Origin of the sequence: Saccharothrix sp. ST-888 (assembly GCF_000955975.1) — a bacterium.
Lineage (GTDB): Bacteria > Actinomycetota > Actinomycetes > Streptomycetales > Streptomycetaceae > Kitasatospora.
Window position 1 is genome coordinate 1 of the sequence record NZ_JYJF01000057.1, and the last position, 18,397, is coordinate 18,397.

General features: G+C 73.2%; 16 protein-coding genes. 9 read left to right on the forward strand and 7 right to left on the reverse strand.

Translation table 11 applies throughout. The features are described from left to right. The 3 genes from UK12_RS18835 to UK12_RS18845 form a co-directional block, all read right to left on the reverse strand. Positions 1-880: MASE1 domain-containing protein (locus UK12_RS18835; protein WP_045304200.1), on the reverse strand; the 880-nt coding region annotated here is incomplete at its 3' end. Between the two features lie 185 nt (positions 881-1,065). Then, entirely contained in the window at positions 1,066-1,911 is an 846-nt protein-coding gene (locus UK12_RS18840; RefSeq protein WP_045304201.1) for a PP2C family protein-serine/threonine phosphatase, read from the reverse strand. Positions 1,912-2,307: 396 nt separating this feature from the next. Continuing rightward, on the reverse strand, positions 2,308-3,462 hold the full coding sequence (locus UK12_RS18845; protein WP_156178804.1) for an alpha/beta hydrolase: 1,155 nt from the start codon (positions 3,460-3,462) through the stop codon (positions 2,308-2,310). A 755-nt stretch (positions 3,463-4,217) separates the two neighbouring features. On the opposite strand from UK12_RS18845, the gene UK12_RS36725 reads away from it, so the two are divergent. Then, on the forward strand, positions 4,218-4,859 hold the full coding sequence (locus UK12_RS36725; protein WP_156178805.1) for a DUF6542 domain-containing protein: 642 nt from the start codon (positions 4,218-4,220) through the stop codon (positions 4,857-4,859). Beyond that, positions 4,852-6,543 (forward strand): LCP family protein, encoded by a 1,692-nt coding sequence (locus UK12_RS18855; protein WP_045304202.1) that lies wholly within the window; start codon positions 4,852-4,854, stop codon positions 6,541-6,543. Before UK12_RS36725 ends, UK12_RS18855 begins: the two co-directional genes overlap by 8 nt. Before the next feature lie 72 nt (positions 6,544-6,615). On the opposite strand, the gene UK12_RS18860 is transcribed toward UK12_RS18855, so the two are convergent. Further along, positions 6,616-7,548 (reverse strand): LysR family transcriptional regulator, encoded by a 933-nt coding sequence (locus UK12_RS18860; RefSeq protein WP_045304203.1) that lies wholly within the window; start codon positions 7,546-7,548, stop codon positions 6,616-6,618. A 96-nt stretch (positions 7,549-7,644) separates the two neighbouring features. Between UK12_RS18860 and UK12_RS18865 the strand changes: the two genes are divergently transcribed. The 4 genes from UK12_RS18865 to asnB all read left to right on the forward strand — a co-directional run bounded on the left by UK12_RS18865 (position 7,645) and on the right by asnB (position 13,308). After that, on the forward strand, positions 7,645-8,352 hold the full coding sequence (locus UK12_RS18865; RefSeq protein WP_045304204.1) for a succinate dehydrogenase cytochrome b subunit: 708 nt from the start codon (positions 7,645-7,647) through the stop codon (positions 8,350-8,352). Next, positions 8,349-10,295: a fumarate reductase/succinate dehydrogenase flavoprotein subunit gene (locus UK12_RS18870; RefSeq protein ID WP_045304205.1), complete on the forward strand. Its 1,947-nt coding sequence runs from the start codon at positions 8,349-8,351 to the stop codon at positions 10,293-10,295. The genes UK12_RS18865 and UK12_RS18870 overlap by 4 nt, the downstream gene beginning before the upstream one ends. Further along, positions 10,292-11,026, forward strand: a complete 735-nt coding sequence (locus tag UK12_RS18875; protein ID WP_045304206.1) for a succinate dehydrogenase/fumarate reductase iron-sulfur subunit — start codon at positions 10,292-10,294, stop codon at positions 11,024-11,026. The genes UK12_RS18870 and UK12_RS18875 overlap by 4 nt, the downstream gene beginning before the upstream one ends. A 428-nt stretch (positions 11,027-11,454) precedes the next feature. Next, positions 11,455-13,308 (forward strand): asparagine synthase (glutamine-hydrolyzing), encoded by a 1,854-nt coding sequence (gene asnB, locus UK12_RS18880; RefSeq protein WP_045304207.1) that lies wholly within the window; start codon positions 11,455-11,457, stop codon positions 13,306-13,308. A 73-nt stretch (positions 13,309-13,381) separates the two neighbouring features. Here the strand turns inward: asnB and UK12_RS18885 are convergent, their stop codons facing one another. Then, complete coding sequence (locus UK12_RS18885; RefSeq protein WP_156178806.1) at positions 13,382-13,702, reverse strand: hypothetical protein; 321 nt, start codon at positions 13,700-13,702, stop codon at positions 13,382-13,384. Between the two features lie 292 nt (positions 13,703-13,994). Here UK12_RS18885 and UK12_RS18890 point away from each other — a divergent pair, with 292 nt between their 5' ends. The 3 genes from UK12_RS18890 to trxA all read left to right on the forward strand — a co-directional run bounded on the left by UK12_RS18890 (position 13,995) and on the right by trxA (position 16,193). Next, entirely contained in the window at positions 13,995-15,314 is a 1,320-nt protein-coding gene (locus UK12_RS18890; RefSeq protein WP_045304209.1) for an RNA polymerase sigma factor, read from the forward strand. Positions 15,315-15,404: 90 nt separating this feature from the next. Beyond that, positions 15,405-15,857 (forward strand): MerR family transcriptional regulator, encoded by a 453-nt coding sequence (locus UK12_RS18895; RefSeq protein ID WP_045304210.1) that lies wholly within the window; start codon positions 15,405-15,407, stop codon positions 15,855-15,857. Between the two features lie 3 nt (positions 15,858-15,860). Beyond that, positions 15,861-16,193, forward strand: a complete 333-nt coding sequence (trxA, locus tag UK12_RS18900; protein WP_045304211.1) for a thioredoxin — start codon at positions 15,861-15,863, stop codon at positions 16,191-16,193. Positions 16,194-16,225: 32 nt separating this feature from the next. Here trxA and UK12_RS18905 read toward each other — a convergent pair whose 3' ends face one another. Continuing rightward, the gene (locus UK12_RS18905) at positions 16,226-16,912 is read right to left on the reverse strand and encodes a response regulator (RefSeq protein ID WP_045304212.1); all 687 of its coding nucleotides are present in this window, start codon (positions 16,910-16,912) and stop codon (positions 16,226-16,228) included. Further along, the gene (locus UK12_RS18910; protein WP_231591288.1) at positions 16,909-18,255 is read right to left on the reverse strand and encodes a sensor histidine kinase; all 1,347 of its coding nucleotides are present in this window, start codon (positions 18,253-18,255) and stop codon (positions 16,909-16,911) included. Before UK12_RS18910 ends, UK12_RS18905 begins: the two co-directional genes overlap by 4 nt. Positions 18,256-18,397 lie beyond the last annotated feature (142 nt).

Sequence of the window (18,397 nt, forward strand, 5' to 3'; positions counted from 1 at the left end):
GTTCGGCGACGACGGCCGCCAGCAGCAGCGTGGTCAGGGCGGCGGACCCGTTCAGGGCCTGCAGGGTGACCATGGTCGCCAGCAGGCTGCGGTGGGCGAACGGTCCGGTGTGGTCGGTGGCCGCCACGACGGTCAGCACGGAGACCACCAGGAGGCAGGGGGCCGCCCCCGCCAGCTGGAACCGCAGCGCGGCCCAGATGAGGAGTGGGAAGACCAGGAACAGCAGGTCGAGCGCGGTGCGGGTGACCACCGCGGTCACCGCGGCGGTGCTGATCAGCAGGACCGCCGGTTCGACCCACTGCCACGGGTCGAGGTCCCGTGGCACGTGGGCGTTGCGGAGGACGAGCAGCAGCGGCGTGACCACGAGGACGCCCATCGCGTCACCCGTCCACCACGCCGACCAGGTCGACCAGAAGCCGCTCGGGGGGAAGTCGCCGTGCAGGAGGAGGCTGCCGGCGCCCGTGGTCGCGCTGATCAGCATTCCGCCGAGCGCGCCGAGGAAGACCAGCGCCAGCCCGTCGCGCAGCCGGTCCAGTTCGACCCGGAAGCCGACGCGGCGCAGCAGCAGGCAGGCGCAGACCGGGGCGAGGGTGTTCCCGATCACGACCCCGAAGTTGGCGAGGTTCGGCGGACTGATCGACACGCTCACCAGCAGCGTGCCGAGGGCGATCCCCGGCCAGATCCGCAGACCCAGGAGGAGCAGGGCGGTCAGGGCGATGCCGGTGGGTGGCCAGAGCGGGGTGACCACCGCCCCCGCGACGACCACTTGCTGCAGCAGGCCGAGTCGTCCGGCCGCGAGGTAGGCGGCGGCGACGGCGATGATCTGGAGGCCTGCTGCGGTGAGACGCCGGAGTTCCTGGTTTCGCACCACAGCAGCCATCAGACTACGTTCCGTAGCCGAGCTCGGCGTGACACGCGCAGCGCGGGTGGCCGGGTGCCGCCGCTGCCCGGGCACGGCGTACCGCACCCTGCGCAGCCGCCCGATCTGACCCGGGCCGGCTGCCGGGCCGGAGTCGGAGTCGGCGGGGACGGGCCGGAGCCGGAGGCCCGGGGCGGGTCGCCCGGTCAGGGGGGCCGTGGGTCGGCCGTCCGGTCGTGGCAGAGGACCAGGACCGCGGCGTCGTCGGAGTGGCCGGTGAGGTCGGCGACCCTGAGAACCGCGGCGGCCAGTTCACCGGGGTCGGTGCCGCTCCGGCCGGTGAGCCGGTCCTGGACCACCCGGACCACCCGGTCGAGCCCCGCCTCGATCGGGAAGGAGGGCCCCTCGATCACCCCGTCCGTGAACAGCACGAACGCCCCGGGCTGCGACAGTCTTCGCCGGGCCACCGGGTAGACCTCGCCGGGCACGATGCCGAGCGGCAGCCCGCCCTCGTCCTGGGCGATGCCGCTGCGGCCGTCCGTGGTGGCCCAGACCGCGGGCACATGGCCGGCCCGGGCGTCGGCCAGCTCCCAGGTGAGCGGGTCGAAGCGGAGGAAGGTGCAGGTGGCGAAGAGCCGGGTCTCCATCGACAGCAGCAGGTCGTTCGCCCGGCTGAGCACCTCGCCCGGATCGGTCGAGGCGGCGGCCACCGCGCGCAGCCCGATCCTGACCTGTCCCATGAAGGCGGCCGACTCCACGTCGTGGCCCTGGACGTCGCCGATGGAGAACCCGAGCGTCCCGTCCGGCAGCCAGAACCCGTCGTACCAGTCGCCGCCGACGGCGAGCCCGTTGCGGGCGGGCGCGTACCGGGCGGCGGTCCGCAGGCCGGGTATTTCCGGCAGGGCACCCGGGAGCAGTTCGCGCTGCAGCGCTTCGGCCAGTTCCACCCGGGCCTGCTGGAGTTCGGCCCGCTCCAGCGCCTGGGCGGTCAGCCGCCCGAGCTCGTTGAGCAGGTCGTCGGCGCTGGTGGGCCGGGAGCGGTGTCGGGGCATGGACCCTCCGAGGTGCACCGGGTTGTCCGGTCGCCGCAGGACTCCGCGCGGACGGCGGATGCCTCGGGGCCTCGTGGCCCGGCTGCCACTGCGCCTCAACGGCGGGCCCGGCCCGCGCTGGACTCGTAGCGAAACCCCGCATTCATCATATTTCTGCGCTGCGGGTACCGCTGGATGGAGCAGTGCCCCTGCCGACGGTGCACGGGAGGGTGATTCCGGGCGCGGCGGGAGGTCGCCGAGGGGCGGTCGGGCCGGGGGAGTGGCCGGCCGGTGGCTTCCGGGCGCGGAGGTCCCCCGGTTGCACGGCGGGCCGCGTGCCCCCGTAAGCGACCGCTCCCCGTAAGTACCCACACTCCGGCAAGCACCCCGCAAGCGCCCGGGGCGCCGCCGGGCCGGTCAGTGCCAGAGGGCGTCGAAGGCGTGGACGGCCTGCCGGGCGGCGGGGGCGAGGGTGGTGGTGTCGGTGGGGGAGTCGGCCGGTCGCAGGAGGTGGTCGACGTCGGGGAGGGTGACCAGGCCGGGACCGGTGGTGCCGGCGGCCGCCAGGGCGGCGACGAGCGGGCCGGTCGTGGAGCAGGGGATGTCGGGGTCGGCGCTGCCGCAGGTGACCATGGTCCTGGTCCCGCCGGTCAGCCGACGGGCCAGGTCGGGCGGGTGGACGGCGTCGTCGGTGCGGACGTACTCGGTGTCGTCGTTGAAGCCCTCGAACACGGTGGCGATCGTGCCGGGCATGCCGGTGGTGTCGGCGGTCCCTCCCGCGCGCAGCTCGGCCACCGCCTGGGCGATGGCCTCCTTGACGGTGGCGGCCTGGGCGGCGGTCAGCCGGTCGGTGGCGACGGTGGCGTCGAGCTGCTGGTCCAGCCGGAGGGTGGTGAGGTCGAGCAGGCGTTCGTCCTGCGGTGCCAGCAGGGCGAGCCCGGCGGGGGCGGGCCGGCTGAGCGTGGCGACCTCCAGGGCGACCATCGCGCCCTCGCCGTGTCCGGCGAGCAGCAGCCGGTGCGGGTCGGTGGTGGGCCGGGCGGCCAGGAACCGGTAGGCGGCGTCGGCCTGGCGGACGAAGGCGGCCAGGTCGGGTGCTGCGGCCCGGCCCGCGTAGGCGCCGAGGCCGGTCAGACCGGTGCCGTACTTGTCGTAGCGCAGGGTGGCGATTCCGTCGTCGCCCATGAGCTGGGCGAGGCCGGCGAGGGTGTCCGGTTTGAGCTGGGGCTGGTTGCCGTCGCGGTCGGTGGGGCCGCCGTCGGGGAGCAGCAGGGCGGCGGGGAGCGTGCCGCCGGCGGGGCGGGCCGGGATGTGCAGGGTGCCGTAGGTGGTGGTGCCGTCGACGAGGAACGAGATGTTGTGGTCCCCGGCGGCCAGGTCGGTCCCGGCGGCGACGCCGGCCGAGGCGCTGGACGGACCGGGGGTGGCCGGTACGGCGGGCAGCCCGGCCTGGCCGGTGGCGCAGCCCGTCAGCAGTGCGGCGCCCAGGACCGGTGCGGCGGCCCTGACCAGGGCGGCGGTGGCGGCGGTCGGAGCCGTCGCGGCGCGGTGCGGCCGCCGGCGTAGGCGCATGGGGTGCTCCAGGTGAGAGCGGCGGCCGCCGGTGGGTTGTGGCGGACCGCGATGCGTCCAGGGACTCAGAACCCAGGTATAGGCGATGGCCGGGCGTCCCGCGAGGCGGTGGCGGCTGCCTCGGGTGCGGGTGTCGGCATGGGTGCCGGGCGCCGGGGCGGGTTGCTCCGGCCGGGCCGGGGGAGCCGGAAGTGCTCGGATCGTCAAGGGAGTTCGCGCCTGCGCCGGGGCGGATGCGCCGGGGTCTCCTGCCGCGTGCGTGAGCTCCCGCCGGCCGGACCGCGGGTACCCTGCGGAGCCGCTGTGACCTGCGGATGGTCACGGCGGTGGCGCGCCGCCCGGGTCGAGACCGGGCCGGGGTGCCACCGGCGGGCGGCCTGCGGGTCTTCGGTAGCCGCCGAGAGGGCGCCGAGGGGGACGCCGAGGGGGGCGGCCGGGTTGCCGGGTCGGGTACCGCCACCGCTGCGCCCGTCGCTCGTTGCACGTAGGCGAGTGGTGGACGGCTTACACCCCTGCGGGTGACTTCGAGGGAGTGCCTTTGTATGCTTCGCTCATTCTCTACACGTCTGTAGAACTTGGTGGGAGGCCCGTGAGGGCGGCCCGGGCGTCGGAGCCGGCGTTCGGGCGTTGCGTGTCCAGGTGGTGACGAGGGCGCACTTGCGCCCCTGTGCCGCCCGTCCGCTGCCCATCCGCATCGGCCGGGTGCCGGGGCCGGACGTGGTAGTGCAGCAGCCGAGCGAACAAGGGGTGTGGGCATGGCGGGACAACGGGCGCGCGCGCCCTACGACGAGGCGGAGGTACGGCGTCAGCGCCCGGTTCCGTCCGCCCGGCGTTCGGGCGAGGGCACGGCGCGGCGGACCGGCGGGGCCCCGCCGTGGCGTCCGGAGCGGGCCGGACGGGTGCCGGGCCAGAGCGGGCGGTCCGCCGCGCCGGGGACCCGCCGTCCGGCGGCCGAGGGCGCCGGAGCGCGCGGCGGCCAGCGGGACGCACGCGCGGCGGACGTCCGACGCGGTGCCGGGGCCCCCGGGGGCCGGCTGCCCGCGGTCTATCCGGCGATCGGACTGCCGCTGCTCGGCGCGGCGGTCGATGCGCTGTTCGGGTCCGGGGTCGGCGTGGTGTTCGCGGTCTGCGCGGTGCTGGGTGCGGCGCTCGCCACGCTGGTCAGCAGCCGGGCCGGCTGGTGGTGGGTGGTCACCTCCGCGCCCGTGGTGGTGCTCGTGGTCGCGGTCGGGACCGAGTACCTCGCCGACGGCGACCGGTACCAGGGCAAGGCGCTGGCGACCGGGGCACTGCGCTGGGTGACCCACGCCTTCCCGGTGATGGCGGCGGCGGTGCTGGCCGCGCTCCTGACGGTGGGCGTACGGAAGCTGAGCGAGGGAAGGGGCCGTCGTGGCTGACAGCGGGCAACGGCAGGGACAGGGACCGCAGCAAGGACAGGCTCGGCCGCGCAGGCCGCAGGGCGGTCGGCCGGGTCGGCCCGGCCGGTCGCGACTCTCGCCGGCGCTGGTCGCCGGACGGGCCGCGGCCTGCGCGGTCTCGGTGGCGGTGCTCGGCGCGAGCGGCTTCACCTGGTACGAACTCAAGGACCTGTCCGACGGGTTGACCACCTCCAGCGCACTGGACGAGGCCAGGCGCAACGCGCCGCCGCACCTGGACAAGTCCGTCAATCTGCTGCTGATCGGCCTGGACAGCCGCAAGGACATGGACGGCAACGACCTGCCGCCGGACGTGGTCGAGAACGAGCTGCACGCGGGCAGCAGCAGCGACATCGGCGGCTACAACACCAACTCCCTGATCGTGCTGCACATCCCGGCCAACGGCGGCAAGGTGACGGCGCTGTCCGTCCCGCGCGACGACTACGTCCAGACGGTCGGCGCCGACGGGAAGATGCACAAGGTCAAGGAGGCGTACGGGATCGCCAAGGACGCCGCCGAGGGCAAGCTCCAGGGCAAGGGCCTGTCCAAGGCCGAGCTGGAGCGGCAGAGCCGGGAGGCCGGGCGTTCGGCGACCATCCAGACCGTCCAGAAGCTCCTCGACATCCCGATCGACCACTTCGCCGAGGTCAACCTGATCGGCTTCTACGACATCGCCACGGCGCTGCAGCCGATCAGGGTCTGTCTCAACCACCCCGTGAGCGACCCGATCATCGCCCGGACGGCCACTCACGAGGGCGGCGGCACCGGGCTCAAACTCCCCGCCGGGTACAGCGACCTGAACGCGGCGGATGCGCTCTCCTTCGTCCGCCAGCGGCACAACCTGCCCAACGGGGACCTCGACCGTACGCACCGCCAGCAGGCGTTCATCGCCTCGGTCGAGTACAAGCTCAAGCAGCAGGGCGTGGTGGGCGACCTCGGCCAGATGCAGAAGCTGTTCAACGTGGTGAAGAAGGACGTGGTCATCGACAACCGGTGGGACATCCTGGACTTCGCCCAGCAGGCACCCAACCTCACCGGTGGCAACGTCGAGTTCAACACCCTGCCGATCAGCGGCTTCAGGACCATCGGCGGCGAGGCCGTCAACACGGTCAACCCCGACCTGATCAAGCGGATCGTCCAGCAGCTCTTCGGCCACGACCAGGCGCCCGTGCCCGCCCCCTCCGACAGTGGTGGTGGCGGCGGTGACTCGGGGGCCTCCCCGGCGGCGGACTCCGGCAGCCCGCTCAAGGGCACGGTGGACGTCTACAACGCGTCCAACGTGCCCCGGGCGGCCGCAGGCGAGTCCAAGGCGCTGACCGACCTGGGCCTCAAGGCCGGGCGGGTCGGCGAGGCGGGCAGCCACCCGAGGTCCACCACCGTGGTCTACGGATCCGGGGCCAGGAGCAGTGCCGGGCAGGTCGCGGCCCGGTACGGGGTGACCGCGACCGCCTCCTCGGCCGTCCCGGCGGGCCGCATCGTGGTGACCCTGGGCACCTCGTACACGGCCTCGTCGGTCACGGCCTCGAACGACCCTTCGGACGGCGCGAGTTCGGACCAGGGCGCCTCCGCACCGAGCGGCGGCGGCGATGCCACGCCGGACCCGGCGTCCACGCTGCCGATGCAGGGCCCGGCCGTGAAGGCGGGCGGCATCCCCTGCGTCGACTGAGACGGACCGGCTGCGTCGGCTGAGACCGGTCGCGCTGGGCCGCCCGGCGGGGTGGCCCTGCTCCGGCGGGCCCTACCCGGCGGTGGGGAGCAGCCGGGTGCCCGAGGGGAGGGAGCCCTGGGCGGCGGCGGTGCGCAGGTGGTCGAGGAGGGTGGCGCGCAGCTGGGCCGCTGCCCGGGTGAGCGGGACGTCGCGGCCGTGGGCCAGCGCGATGGTGCGGCCGAGCCCGGGGCCGGCGAAGGCGGCCAGGTGGAGGCCGGAGCGGGCGGCGACCATGCCGGGGACGACCGCGGGGCCGAGCCCGGCCCGGACGAAGCCGAGCACGGCGTCCAACTCCCCGCCCTCGACGGCGAACTGCGGTTCGAACCCGGCCGCCCGGCAGGCGGCGAGTGCGCTCTCCCGCAGGGCGTACCCCTGGCGGAACATCACCAGCGGCCGGTTCCGCAGCTCCTCGACCCGGACGCGCTTGCGGGGCAGGCGGGTCGAGGAGACCAGGACCAGCTGTTCGTGCAGCAGTTCGGTGACCTCCAGTGCCGGCGGGGCGACCTCGCCCGCCTCCGGGGCGATGATCAGCGCGAGGTCGAGCTCGCCGCTGCCCAGCGCGCCGACCAGGTCCTGGGAGCCGCCCTCCCGGACCGCCAGCTCGACGCCCGGGTGGCTGCGCCGGAACGCGCTCAGCACGTCCGGCACCAGGCTGCCGCACAGGCTCGGCGGGGCGCCCAACCGCACGCGCCCGCGCCGCAGTTGGACCACCTCCTGGACGGCGAGCCGGGCGCTGTCCGCGTCGGCGAGGATGCGCCGGGCGAGCGGCAGCAGGGTGGCTCCCGCGTCGGTGAGGGTGATGTTCCCCCGGGTGCGGTGGAACAGTTCGGCGCCCAACTCCTGCTCCAGCGACCGGATCTGCTGGGAGAGCGAGGGCTGCGAGACATGGGTCAGGTCGGCCGCCCGGGTGAAGTTGCGGGTCTCGGCGACCGCCGCGAAGTAGCGGAGCTGCTGCAGCTGCATGCCCCGACTATAGGCAGCCACGATAGTCCCCGCCTATCGTGGTGAGCCGCATCATGTCTTGGACGTACCGTGGGGCGCGTTCCTACCGTGGCTGGCATGGCACTGGCGACTGGGACGGGCCGGAGGCGTCCGTCGACTCTCTCGACACTCTGGCGCTCGACCGTGGGCAAGAAGGCGGTCATGGCCGTCAGCGGCGTGATCATGCTGCTCTACCTGGTGGGGCACCTGCTCGGCAATCTGAAGGTCTTCTTCGGCCCCGACGAGCTCAACGGGTACGCGGCCTGGCTGCGGACGGTCGGCGAGCCCTTCCTGCGGCACGGCTGGTTCGTCTGGCTGGCCCGGGTGGTCCTGCTGGCCTCCGTGCTGGCCCACGGCACGGCGGCGTACCAGCTGAGCCGGCGCGACCGGGCGGCCCGGCCGCAGGGGTACGCGCACCGGCGGCGGCAGTCCGGCTACGCCACCAGGACGATGCGCTGGGGCGGGGTGATCCTGGCGCTGTTCGTGGTCTGGCACCTGCTGGACCTGACCACCCTCACGGTGAACCCGAGGGCCGAGGCCGACCACCCGTACCAGAACCTGGTCGCCTCCTTCTCGACCTGGTACGGCGGCGGCATCTACATCGCGGCGATGCTCGCGCTGGGTCTGCACATCCGGCACGGCTTCTGGAGCGCCGCGCAGACCCTCGGCGTCAACAACCCGCGCCGCGACCGGGCGTTGAAGGCTGCGGCCAACCTGCTCGCCCTGGTGCTGACGCTGGGCTTCATCTCCATTCCCGTGGCCGTCATGACCGGAGTCGTCCGATGACCTCGTACCTCGACTACACCGTGGGACAGCCGATTTCGGACGCCAAGGCGCCGGACGGGCCGATCGAGCAGCGCTGGGACCGACGGCGCTTCGAGGCGAGGCTGGTGAACCCGGCCAACCGGCGCAAGCACCGCGTGATCGTCGTCGGCACCGGGCTCGCGGGCGGTGCAGCCGGCGCCACCCTGGCCGAACAGGGCTACCACGTCGAGCAGTTCTGCTTCCAGGACTCGCCGCGCCGCGCGCACTCGATCGCCGCGCAGGGCGGTATCAACGCCGCCAAGAACTACCGCAACGACGGCGACAGCGTCCGCCGGCTGTTCTACGACACCGTCAAGGGCGGGGACTTCAGGGCGCGGGAGTCCAACGTCCACCGCCTGGCGCAGATCTCGGTGGAGATCATCGACCAGTGCGTCGCCCAGGGCGTGCCGTTCGCCCGCGAGTACGGCGGACTGCTGGACACCCGCTCCTTCGGCGGGGTCCAGGTCTCCCGGACCTTCTACGCCCGGGGCCAGACCGGACAGCAGCTGCTGCTCGGCGCCTACCAGGCGCTCTCCCGGCAGATCGCGGCCGGCCACGTCGCCATGCACCCGCGGACCGAGATGCTGGACCTGATCGTGGTCGACGGCCGGGCCCGGGGCATCGTCGCCCGGGACCTGGTGACCGGTGAGGTCTCCAGCCACCTCGCGGACGCCGTGGTGCTGGCGAGCGGCGGCTACGGCAACGTCTTCTACCTCTCCACCAACGCCAAGAACTCCAACGCGACGGCGATCTGGCGCGCCCACCGGCGGGGCGCCCACTTCGCCAACCCCTGCTTCACCCAGATCCACCCGACCTGCATCCCGCGCTCGGGCGACCACCAGTCCAAGCTCACCCTGATGAGCGAGTCGCTGCGCAACGACGGCCGGATCTGGGTGCCCAGGGCGGCCGGCGACAGCCGGCAGCCGCAGGACATCCCCGAGCAGGAGCGCGACTACTACCTGGAGCGGATCTACCCCGCCTTCGGCAACCTGGTCCCGCGTGACATCGCCTCCCGCGCCGCCAAGGTGGTCTGCGACGAGGGGCGCGGCGTCGGGCCCGGCGGCCAGGGCGTCTACCTCGACTTCGCCGACGCCATCGGCCGGTTGGGGCGGGCGGCCGTGGCGGCCAGGTACGGGAACCTGTTCGAGATGTACGAGCGGATCACCGCCGAGGACCCGTACCGGGTGCCGATGCGGATCTACCCCGCGATCCACTACACCATGGGCGGGCTGTGGGTGGACTACGACCTGCAGACCACCGTGCCGGGCCTGTTCGCGATCGGCGAGGCCAACTTCTCCGACCACGGCGCCAACCGGCTCGGCGCCAGCGCGCTGATGCAGGGACTCGCCGACGGCTACTTCGTCCTCCCCGCCACCCTCACCGACTACCTGGCGCGGCAGCCGGGCGCGCCCGTCGAGGCCGGCCATCCGGCGGTCCTGGAGGCCGTCGCGGACGCCACCGGCCTGCTCGACCGGCTGCTGGCCGTCGACGGCGACCGGACCCCCGACTCCTTCCACCGCGAACTCGGCGGACTCCTGTGGGACGAGTGCGGCATGGCCCGCGACGAGGCCGGACTGCGCCGAGCGCTGGAGCGGATCCCGCAGCTGCGCACGGAGTTCTGGCGGCGGATCAAGGTGCCGGGCACCGGCGAACAGCTCAACCAGTCGCTGGAGAAGGCGAACCGGCTGATCGACTACTTCGAGCTCGCCGAACTCATGTGCCTGGACGCCCTGCACCGCACCGAGTCCTGCGGCGGCCACTTCCGGGAGGAGAGCCGCACCCCCGACGGCGAGGCCGAGCGCAGGGACGAGGAGTTCTCCTACGCGGCGGCCTGGGAGTTCACGGGCACCGGCAGCGCCCCGGTGCTGCACCGGGAGCAGCTCGCCTTCGAGTACGTCCACCCCACCCAGCGGAGCTACGCATGAACCTCACCCTGCGGATCTGGCGGCAGCCCGGACCCGACGCACCCGGCGCGCTCACCACCTACCAGGTCGGCGGGATCAGCCCGGAGATGTCCTTCCTGGAGATGCTGGACACCCTCAACGAGGAGCTGATCCTGCGCGGCGAGGAGCCCGTCGCCTTCGACCACGACTGCCGCGAGGGCATCTGCGGCGCCTGCGGCATGGTCATCAACGGCCGGGCGCACGGCCCGGAGCGCACCACCACCTGCCAGCTGCACATGCGGCACTTCAGCGACGGCGACACCATCGACGTCGAGCCCTGGCGGGCCGCCGCCTTCCCGGTCGTCCGCGACCTGGTGGTGGACCGCTCCGCGTTCGACCGCGTCATCGGCTCCGGCGGCTACATCACCGCCCCGACCGGCAGCGCCCCCGAGGCGCACGCCACCCCCGTCCCCAAGGAGACCGCCGACCTGGCCTTCGAGCACGCCGAGTGCATCGGCTGCGGCGCCTGCGTGGCGGCCTGCCCGAACGGCTCCGCGATGCTCTTCACGGCCGCCAAGGTGGTCCACCTCAACCTGCTGCCGCAGGGCGCCCCCGAGCGCGGCAGCCGGGTCCGGGGCATGGTCGCCGCGATGGACGCGGAGGGCTTCGGCGGCTGCACCAACACGGGCGAGTGCGCCACCGCCTGCCCCAAGGGCATCCCGCTCTCGGGCATCTCCGTGCTCAACCGCGAGTACCTGCGCAGCCTGCGGTAGCCCTTCGGGGTGCGGGCCGCCGCATCAGGGGCGTGGGAGGTCGACTCCCGCGCCCCTGAGGGTTTTTCGGCGCAGCCAGGCGGCTTCGCGTCACCCGCGAGGAGCCCTCGACCTGACGGTGTTCGGTGTGATGGGTTGCCCGGGTTTTCCGCCGGACGGCACGATCGCAGAGCGGATTCGGCCCGGGGTGGCAGCACCACACCCGTGAGATGGAGCAGGGGAGAACGGGATCGGTGCAGAGGTTTTGACGGCAACGTCGAGTACGCCTCGGAAGGTGTCGATGGCCGAATACGCCCTTCCGATGCGCCGTAGACACGGATCTGCGCCATGTCTTCGTAAAGCTGCCTGTGCCAAGCAGGGTCCGTGGGACCCGCCGGGTGCTGATGCACGCATCACACGACAATTCTTGACGAGAGGAATCCTGTCTCATGTGCGGCCTTACCGGTTGGGTGAGTTACGGGCGTGACCTGTCGGCCTTCGCGGACCTCGCCGACGCGATGACGCACACCATGGAGTGCCGCGGCCCCGACGCCGGCGGGCTCTGGACCTCCGAGCACGCCATCCTGGGACACCGCCGACTGGCGATCATCGACCTCGAGGGCGGCAAGCAGCCCATGATCGCCGCCGACGCGGAGATCACCCAGGCGGTCCTGACCTACACCGGTGAGGTGTACAACTTCCGCGAGCTGCGCGAGGAACTGAAGGGCCTGGGCCACGAGTTCCGCACCACCAGCGACACCGAGGTGGTGCTGCGCGCCTACGTCGAGTGGGGCACCGGCTTCGCCGAGAAGCTCAACGGCATCTACGCCTTCGCGATCTGGGACGCCCGCACCGAGGAGCTGCTGCTCGTCCGTGACCGGATGGGCGTCAAGCCGCTGTACTACTACCCGACGTCCGACGGTGTGCTCTTCGGCTCGGAGCCGAAGGCGATCCTGGCCCACCCGGAGTCCGAGGCGGTCATCGACCGCGAGGGCCTCCAGGAGATCTTCTCCATCGTGAAGACCCCGGGCCACGCGGTGTTCCGCGGCATGCACGAGGTCCGCCCCGGCACCATCGTGCGCTTCACCCGCGAGGGCCACCGCGAGGAGCGCTACTGGCAGCTCCAGGCCGTCCCGCACACCGACGACCAGGACGCGACCATCGCCAAGGTCCGCGAGCTGCTGGAGGACATCGTCGACCGCCAGCTGGTCGCCGACGTCACCGTCGGCACCCTGCTCTCGGGCGGTCTGGACTCCAGTGCGGTCACCGCGCTCGCCGCGAAGGCGCTGAAGAAGCAGGGCGTCGAGACGCCGATCAAGGCATTCTCGGTCGACTTCACCGGTCACGAGACCCGCTTCCAGTCGAACGTCCAGTGGGCCGACCCGGACACCCCGTACGCGATCCAGGTCGCCGAGCACGTCGGCGCCGAGCACATCGTGGTCGAGCTCAACAACGAGGACATCCTCGACGACGACGTCCGCGACCAGGTGCTGCGCGCCCAGGACCTGCCGGTCTCCACCGGTGACATGGAGTACTCGCTGCTCATCCTGTGCCGCGCGCTCAAGGAGCAGATGACCGTCGCCCTCTCCGGCGAGGCCTCGGACGAGCTCTTCGGCGGCTACACCTGGTTCCACGACGAGGGCGCCGTCAACGGCGACACCTTCCCGTGGCACCACCCCTTCGAGCAGGCCGGCGGCATCGGCGCGCTGCGCACGGTCGGCCTGTGGGACCGCCTCGGCCTGACCGAGTACGTCAAGCAGCGCTACGAGCAGGCGCTGGCCGAGGTCCCCCGGCTGGAGGGCGAGAGCGGCCTGGAGGAGCGGATGCGCGAGCTGACGTACCTCAACCTGACCCGCTGGGAGAACTTCCTGCTGGACCGCAAGGACCGCATCAGCATGGCGGTCAGCCTTGAGGTCCGGGTGCCGTTCACCGACCACCGCCTGGTCGAGTACGTCTACAACACCCCCTGGTCGATCAAGAGCTTCGACGGCCGGGAGAAGAGCCTGCTGCGTGCCGCGATGCGCGGCCTGCTGCCGGACGAGGTGCTGGACCGCAAGAAGAACCCGTACCCCTCCACCCAGGACGAGAAGTACGAACTCGCCCTGCGCGACCGGGTCGAGGGCATCCTGGTCGAGGGCGCCCCGGTCTTCAGGATCGTGTCCGAGGAGGAGGTCCGCCGTCTGCTCGACGTCCCGGCCGGCTCCTACAACGTGGGCGGTCCCTGGAGTGCCCGCGCCATCCTCGAGCGCCTGATCGAGTTCAACAACTGGGTCACCGAGTACAACGTGACGGTCGACATCTGATCGTCCCGGCCGCCGTGCGCCACGCCCCGATCGGACTCCCCGTCCGGTCGGGGCGCCGTGCTGCCGCGAGCCGTCAGACCTCCTCGTCGGCGGAGAGGCCGACCCGGAGGGTGAGCTTGATGGTGCCCCGGTTGCCGGAGCAGCGATTGCCCGAAACGGCGCTTCCCACCGCGCGGTTCAGGGCGTCGACGGTCTCGTCCAGCAGGCCGCCCCGGTACCGGCAGTAGATCCGCCACCCGGACGCCCGCCCGGCCACCCATGATCTCCGCCCCAGGGCCTTGCCGATCGCCTCGGCCATCGCCCGGCACCGGGCCGACGGCTCGGGCCCGGGGACCACTCCCAACTCCCGGAGCGGTACACCGGATTCGACCGAACCGCTCGGTGCCTCATCCATCACTGCGACGTTCAATGAAGCTCAGTCCCCCTGTCAGGTCAGCCGGTTGATGCGCCGGACCTTCCGGAGGAGCTTCGCCCGTCTGGCCGGCCGACGCCGGAGGCAACGGCACCGCTGCCACAGCCCGGGGCGAGTTCGGCGAGGTCTGACCGGCCGCCGCTCCTGCTGCTCCGAGGCCGCCGAGTGTGAGATCGCCTGGCGGGCGGAGCCCGAGTCCAAGGGGTAGTCCCGGCCCTGCCGGGCCCGCTCCTGCCCCGGGGACCTGGATCGCGCTGGCGCAGTGGGGCGTCGGATGATCGAATGGGGTGCCGTGACGGCCTCCGACACCCACCGCGCCATCGACGCCGTCTGGCGGATCGAGTCGGCGCGCCTGATCGCCGGGCTCACCCGGATCGTCCGCGACCTCGGGCTGGCCGAGGAGCTTGCCCAGGACGCCCTGGTCGCCGCGCTGGAGCAGTGGCCCAGGGACGGCATCCCGCGCAACCCGGGCGCCTGGCTGATGACCACCGCCAAGCGCCGCGCCATCGACCTGCTGCGCCGGCAGCAGCGCCTGGACCAGCGGGTCGCCGAGCTCGGGCGCGACCTGGAGAGCGGGCAGTCGACGGGCATCGCGGACGGTGACGCGGCTCTCGAAGCCGTCCTCGACGAGGCGATGGGCAGTATCGAGGACGACCTGCTGCGGCTGGTCTTCACCGCCTGCCACCCGGTGCTCTCCACCGAGTCCCGGGTCGCGCTCACCCTGCGGCTGCTCGGCGGGCTGACCACCAAGGAGATCGCCCGCGCCTACCTGGCCCCCGAGGCCACCGTCGCGCAGCGGATCAGCCGCGCCAAGCGGACCCTGGCGGAGGCCGAGGTCCCCTTCGAGGTCCCGTACGGGGACGAGCTGGCGCCCCGGCTGGCCTCCGTCCTCGAAGTCGTCTACCTGATCTTCAACGAGGGCTACTCGGCGACCGCGGGCGACGACTGGATCCGCCCCGGGCTCTGCGAGGAGGCGCTGCGCCTCGGCCGGATCCTGGCGGGTCTCGCCCCCCAGGAGCCCGAGGTGCACGGCCTGCTCGCACTGATGGAGATCCAGGCGTCCCGGTCCGCCGCCCGGATCGGACCGGGCGGCGAGCCCGTCCTGCTGCTGGACCAGGACCGCTCCCGCTGGGACCACCTCCTGATCCGGCGCGGACTCGCCGCCCTCGACCGGGCGCAGGCGCTGGTCGCCCGCACCGGCGAGCCGTTGGGCAGCTACGCGCTCCAGGCCGCCATCGCCGCCTGCCACGCCCGCGCCCGTACCCCGGACGCCACCGACTGGCCGCAGATCGCCGCGCTGTACGGGGAGCTCGCCGCGCTCGCGCCCTCGCCGGTGGTGGAGCTGAACCGGGCGGTGGCCCTGTCGATGGCGTACGGGCCGGAGCAGGGCCTGGCCGTGGTCGACGGCCTGCTCGCCGAACCCGCCCTGCGCGGGTACCACCTGCTGCCCAGCGTGCGCGGTGACCTGCTGGTCAGGCTGGGCCGGTTCGCCGAGGCGCAGCGGGAGTTCGAACGCGCCGCCGGGCTCACCCGCAACACCCGCGAGCGCGAACTGCTGCTCCGCCGGGCCGCCGACTGCGAGTCGGCCGGTTAGGGCCCGCACCTCCCGGTAGCGCGGGCGGGCCGGGCGCGCGGCCGAGAAATGCTGGCGTTGACGTCGGGGTCAAGGTCTACGGTCGTCCTCATGCGGATCGGAGAACTGGCCGAGAAGGCGGGCACCACCACGCGCACCCTGCGCTACTACGAGTCGCGCGGGCTGCTGCCCGCGCGGCGCAGCGGCAACGGCTACCGGGCGTACGGCGAGGACGACCTGCGGCTGCTGCGCCAGATCCGGTTGCTCCAGGACTTCGGCTTCGAGCTGGAGGACACCAGGCCGTTCGTGGAGTGCCTGCGGGCCGGGCACCGGGCCGGGGACTCCTGTCCGGCTTCGCTGGAGGTCTACCGCAGCAAGCTGGCCGAGCTGGACCGGTGCATCTCCCGGCTCCAGGAGGTCCGCGACCAGGTGGGCTCCCAGCTCGCCAGGGCGGAGCTGGAGGCCGAGGCGGCACAGCCCGGTGGGCCCGAGCCGCGCTGTGAGCTGACCGCGCATACGACTGAGACACGGGCCGAGACGCCGACCGAGACAGAGGGGAACTGAACCATGGTGCAGATTACGGGAGTCGAGTCGGTCACCGACCAGAACTTCGCGGCGGAGGTGCTGGAGTCCGAACTGCCGGTGCTGGTGGACTTCACGGCCGACTGGTGCCCGCCCTGCCGGATGATCGCGCCGGTGCTGGCGGAGGTCGCCCGGGAGGAGGCGGACCGGCTGCGGATCGTCCAGCTGAACGTGGACGGCAATCCGGAGACCCAGGCGGCGTACGGGGTGCTGTCGATGCCCACGCTGATGGTCTTCCGGGGCGGGCAGCCGGTGAAGAGCATGGTCGGCGCGCGGGCCAAGGCCAAGCTGCTGCGGGAGCTGTCCGAGGTGATCTGACAGTCATCTGACGCATCATCAGGTCGACGTCGTCAGTCGCGCAGCAGTCGGCGCTCCTTGGCGACCGCGACGGCGCCCGAGCGGGTGTCGACGCCCAACTTGGCGTAGATCCGGCCGAGATGGGTCTTCACGGTGGCTTCGCTGATGAACAGGGCGCGGGCGATCTCGCGGTTGCCCAGCCCCTGGGCGAGCTGGGCGAGGATGTCCTGCTCCCGGTCGGTGAGGTGCGGTACGGGGGTCCGCAGCTGGGCCATCACCCTGGAGGCCACCGGCGGTGAGAGCGTGGTGCGGCCCCGGGCGGCGGCGTGGACCGCCGCGAACAGCTCCTCCGGCCGCTCGGCCTTGAGCAGGTAGCCGGTGGCCCCGGCGGCGATCGCCCGGTTGATGTCGGCGTCGGTGTCGTACGTGGTCAGGACCAGGACGTACGGCGGCCCCGGGCGCTCGGCACCCTGGTCGGCGCCTCGGGCGGCGCCGCGCTCCGCGCTCCGGCCGGTGATCCGCCTGGTGGCCTCCACCCCGTCGATGCCGTCGCCGAGTTGGAGGTCCATCAGGACGACCTGCGGCTTGAGCTTGGCCGTCATGGCGACGGCCTCCTCACCGCTGCCGGCCGCGCCGACCACCTCGATGTCGTCCGCGCTGCCGAGGAGCGCGAGCAGTCCGGCGCGGACCACGGCGTGGTCGTCGCAGACCAGCAGGCGGATCCGGTTCTCGGTGTTCATCGGTCCTCCAGAGGGGGCGCGTCCAGCGGGATCGCGGCGGACACCACCGTGCCCTCGCCGGGAGTGCTCTCGACGGTCAGGGTGCCGCCCAACTGCCGTACCCGGGCGCGCATCGCGGGCAGGCCGTGGCCACGGTCGGGGGCTGCGGCACCGGGGGCTGCGGGGTCGGCGGCGGTGGGGTCGGTGGGATCGGCTGCCGTGGGGTCGGACCGGAAGCCGGTGCCGTCGTCGCTGATGTCCAGGACGACCTGGTCGCCCAAGTAGGAGAGGGTCAGTGCGGCGGTCCGGGCGTGCGCGTGCTCCCGTACGTTGGCCAGCGCGCCCTGGGCGATCCGCAGCAGCGCGGACTGCACGGCGGCGGGCAGCGGTACCGGGGTGCCGTCCAGATGGCAGTGCACCGGCAGGCCGCTCTCGGCGGACTCGCGGGTGGCGAGCGCCCGCAGGGCCTGGTCCAGCCCTGCGCCGTCGGCGAGTTCGGCGGGGGCGAGGTCGTGGACGAAGCGGCGCGCCTCGGCCAGGTTGCGGGCGGCGATCCTGGCGGCGGTGCGGACGTGTGTCCGAGCCGTCCGGGGGTCGCCGTCCCAGGTCCGGTCGGCGGCCTGGAGGAGCATCCGCTGGCTGGACAGCCCCTGGGCCAGGGTGTCGTGGATCTCCATGGCGAGGCGCTGGCGTTCGGCGAGGGTGCCCTCGCGGCGTTCGGTGGCGGCGAGTTCGCGGCGGGTGCGCACCAGGTCCGCGATCAGGGCGCGCTGCCGCGCGGCCTGCCGCTCCATGTGCAGGAAGACCGCCGTGGCCAGCCCCGCCACGGCGGGCGGGGCGAGCAGCGCGACCGGGTCGAAGCCCGCCGTCAGCCGCCGTTCGGCGAGCACCACCAGCGCGGTCATCGCCGCGACCAGCGGGATCGCGGCCCGGGCCGGGAGCGTGCGCAGCGCGGTGTACACCAGCGGGACGGCGCACCAGGCGAAGCTCGGCGCGAGCAGGACCAGCACCACCCACTGGCCCACCACCAGCACCAGCAGCAGGACGGGCAGCGGCACTCGCGCGGCCCACCCCGCCGGCCCCGGACGGACCGGGCGCTGCCGCCGGCTGCCGGGCAGCGTCAGCCCGGCCAGCTGCACCAGGGCCAGCACGGCGCTCAGCCCGACCACCCAGGCGGCGCGTCCGCTCTCGCCGTGGTGCAGCAGATAGCGGGTGAGCGAGGCGACCAGCAGGAGCAGGAATGCGCCGTACATCACCACGCCCAACAGCGCGGGCCGGTCCGGCGGGACGTCCGCGCCGGGATGCCCGGTCGTTCTCGGACCGGCGGGCGGCGAGGGCCCGTCGTCGCGCTGCGGTGCCGGCACGCCGGGCTCCTTCCGACTGGGTGAGTGGTGGGGGCTGGAGGACTGGGTGGCCGAGTCGGGGACTTCGTCCGGCCGGACGCTCGTCCCCGCTGCCTCCATCCTCACCCCGGTCCGGCCGCCCGGAGTCAACCGATCAGTCGAC

Excerpts from the sequence above, each read along its gene's own strand:
- UK12_RS36725 (WP_156178805.1), top strand. The coding sequence starts at position 4,218 with ATGGCGGGACAACGGGCGCGCGCGCCCTACGACGAGGCGGAGGTACGG.
- UK12_RS18890 (WP_045304209.1), top strand. The coding sequence starts at position 13,995 with ATGATCGAATGGGGTGCCGTGACGGCCTCCGACACCCACCGCGCCATC.
- UK12_RS18860 (WP_045304203.1), bottom strand. The coding sequence starts at position 7,548 with ATGCAGCTGCAGCAGCTCCGCTACTTCGCGGCGGTCGCCGAGACCCGC.
- UK12_RS18865 (WP_045304204.1), top strand. The coding sequence starts at position 7,645 with ATGGCACTGGCGACTGGGACGGGCCGGAGGCGTCCGTCGACTCTCTCG.
- trxA (WP_045304211.1), top strand. The coding sequence starts at position 15,861 with ATGGTGCAGATTACGGGAGTCGAGTCGGTCACCGACCAGAACTTCGCG.
- UK12_RS18840 (WP_045304201.1), bottom strand. The coding sequence starts at position 1,911 with ATGCCCCGACACCGCTCCCGGCCCACCAGCGCCGACGACCTGCTCAAC.
- UK12_RS18885 (WP_156178806.1), bottom strand. The coding sequence starts at position 13,702 with ATGGATGAGGCACCGAGCGGTTCGGTCGAATCCGGTGTACCGCTCCGG.
- UK12_RS18845 (WP_156178804.1), bottom strand. The coding sequence starts at position 3,462 with ATGCGCCTACGCCGGCGGCCGCACCGCGCCGCGACGGCTCCGACCGCC.
- UK12_RS18870 (WP_045304205.1), top strand. The coding sequence starts at position 8,349 with ATGACCTCGTACCTCGACTACACCGTGGGACAGCCGATTTCGGACGCC.
- UK12_RS18875 (WP_045304206.1), top strand. The coding sequence starts at position 10,292 with ATGAACCTCACCCTGCGGATCTGGCGGCAGCCCGGACCCGACGCACCC.
- UK12_RS18905 (WP_045304212.1), bottom strand. The coding sequence starts at position 16,912 with ATGAACACCGAGAACCGGATCCGCCTGCTGGTCTGCGACGACCACGCC.
- UK12_RS18895 (WP_045304210.1), top strand. The coding sequence starts at position 15,405 with ATGCGGATCGGAGAACTGGCCGAGAAGGCGGGCACCACCACGCGCACC.
- asnB (WP_045304207.1), top strand. The coding sequence starts at position 11,455 with ATGTGCGGCCTTACCGGTTGGGTGAGTTACGGGCGTGACCTGTCGGCC.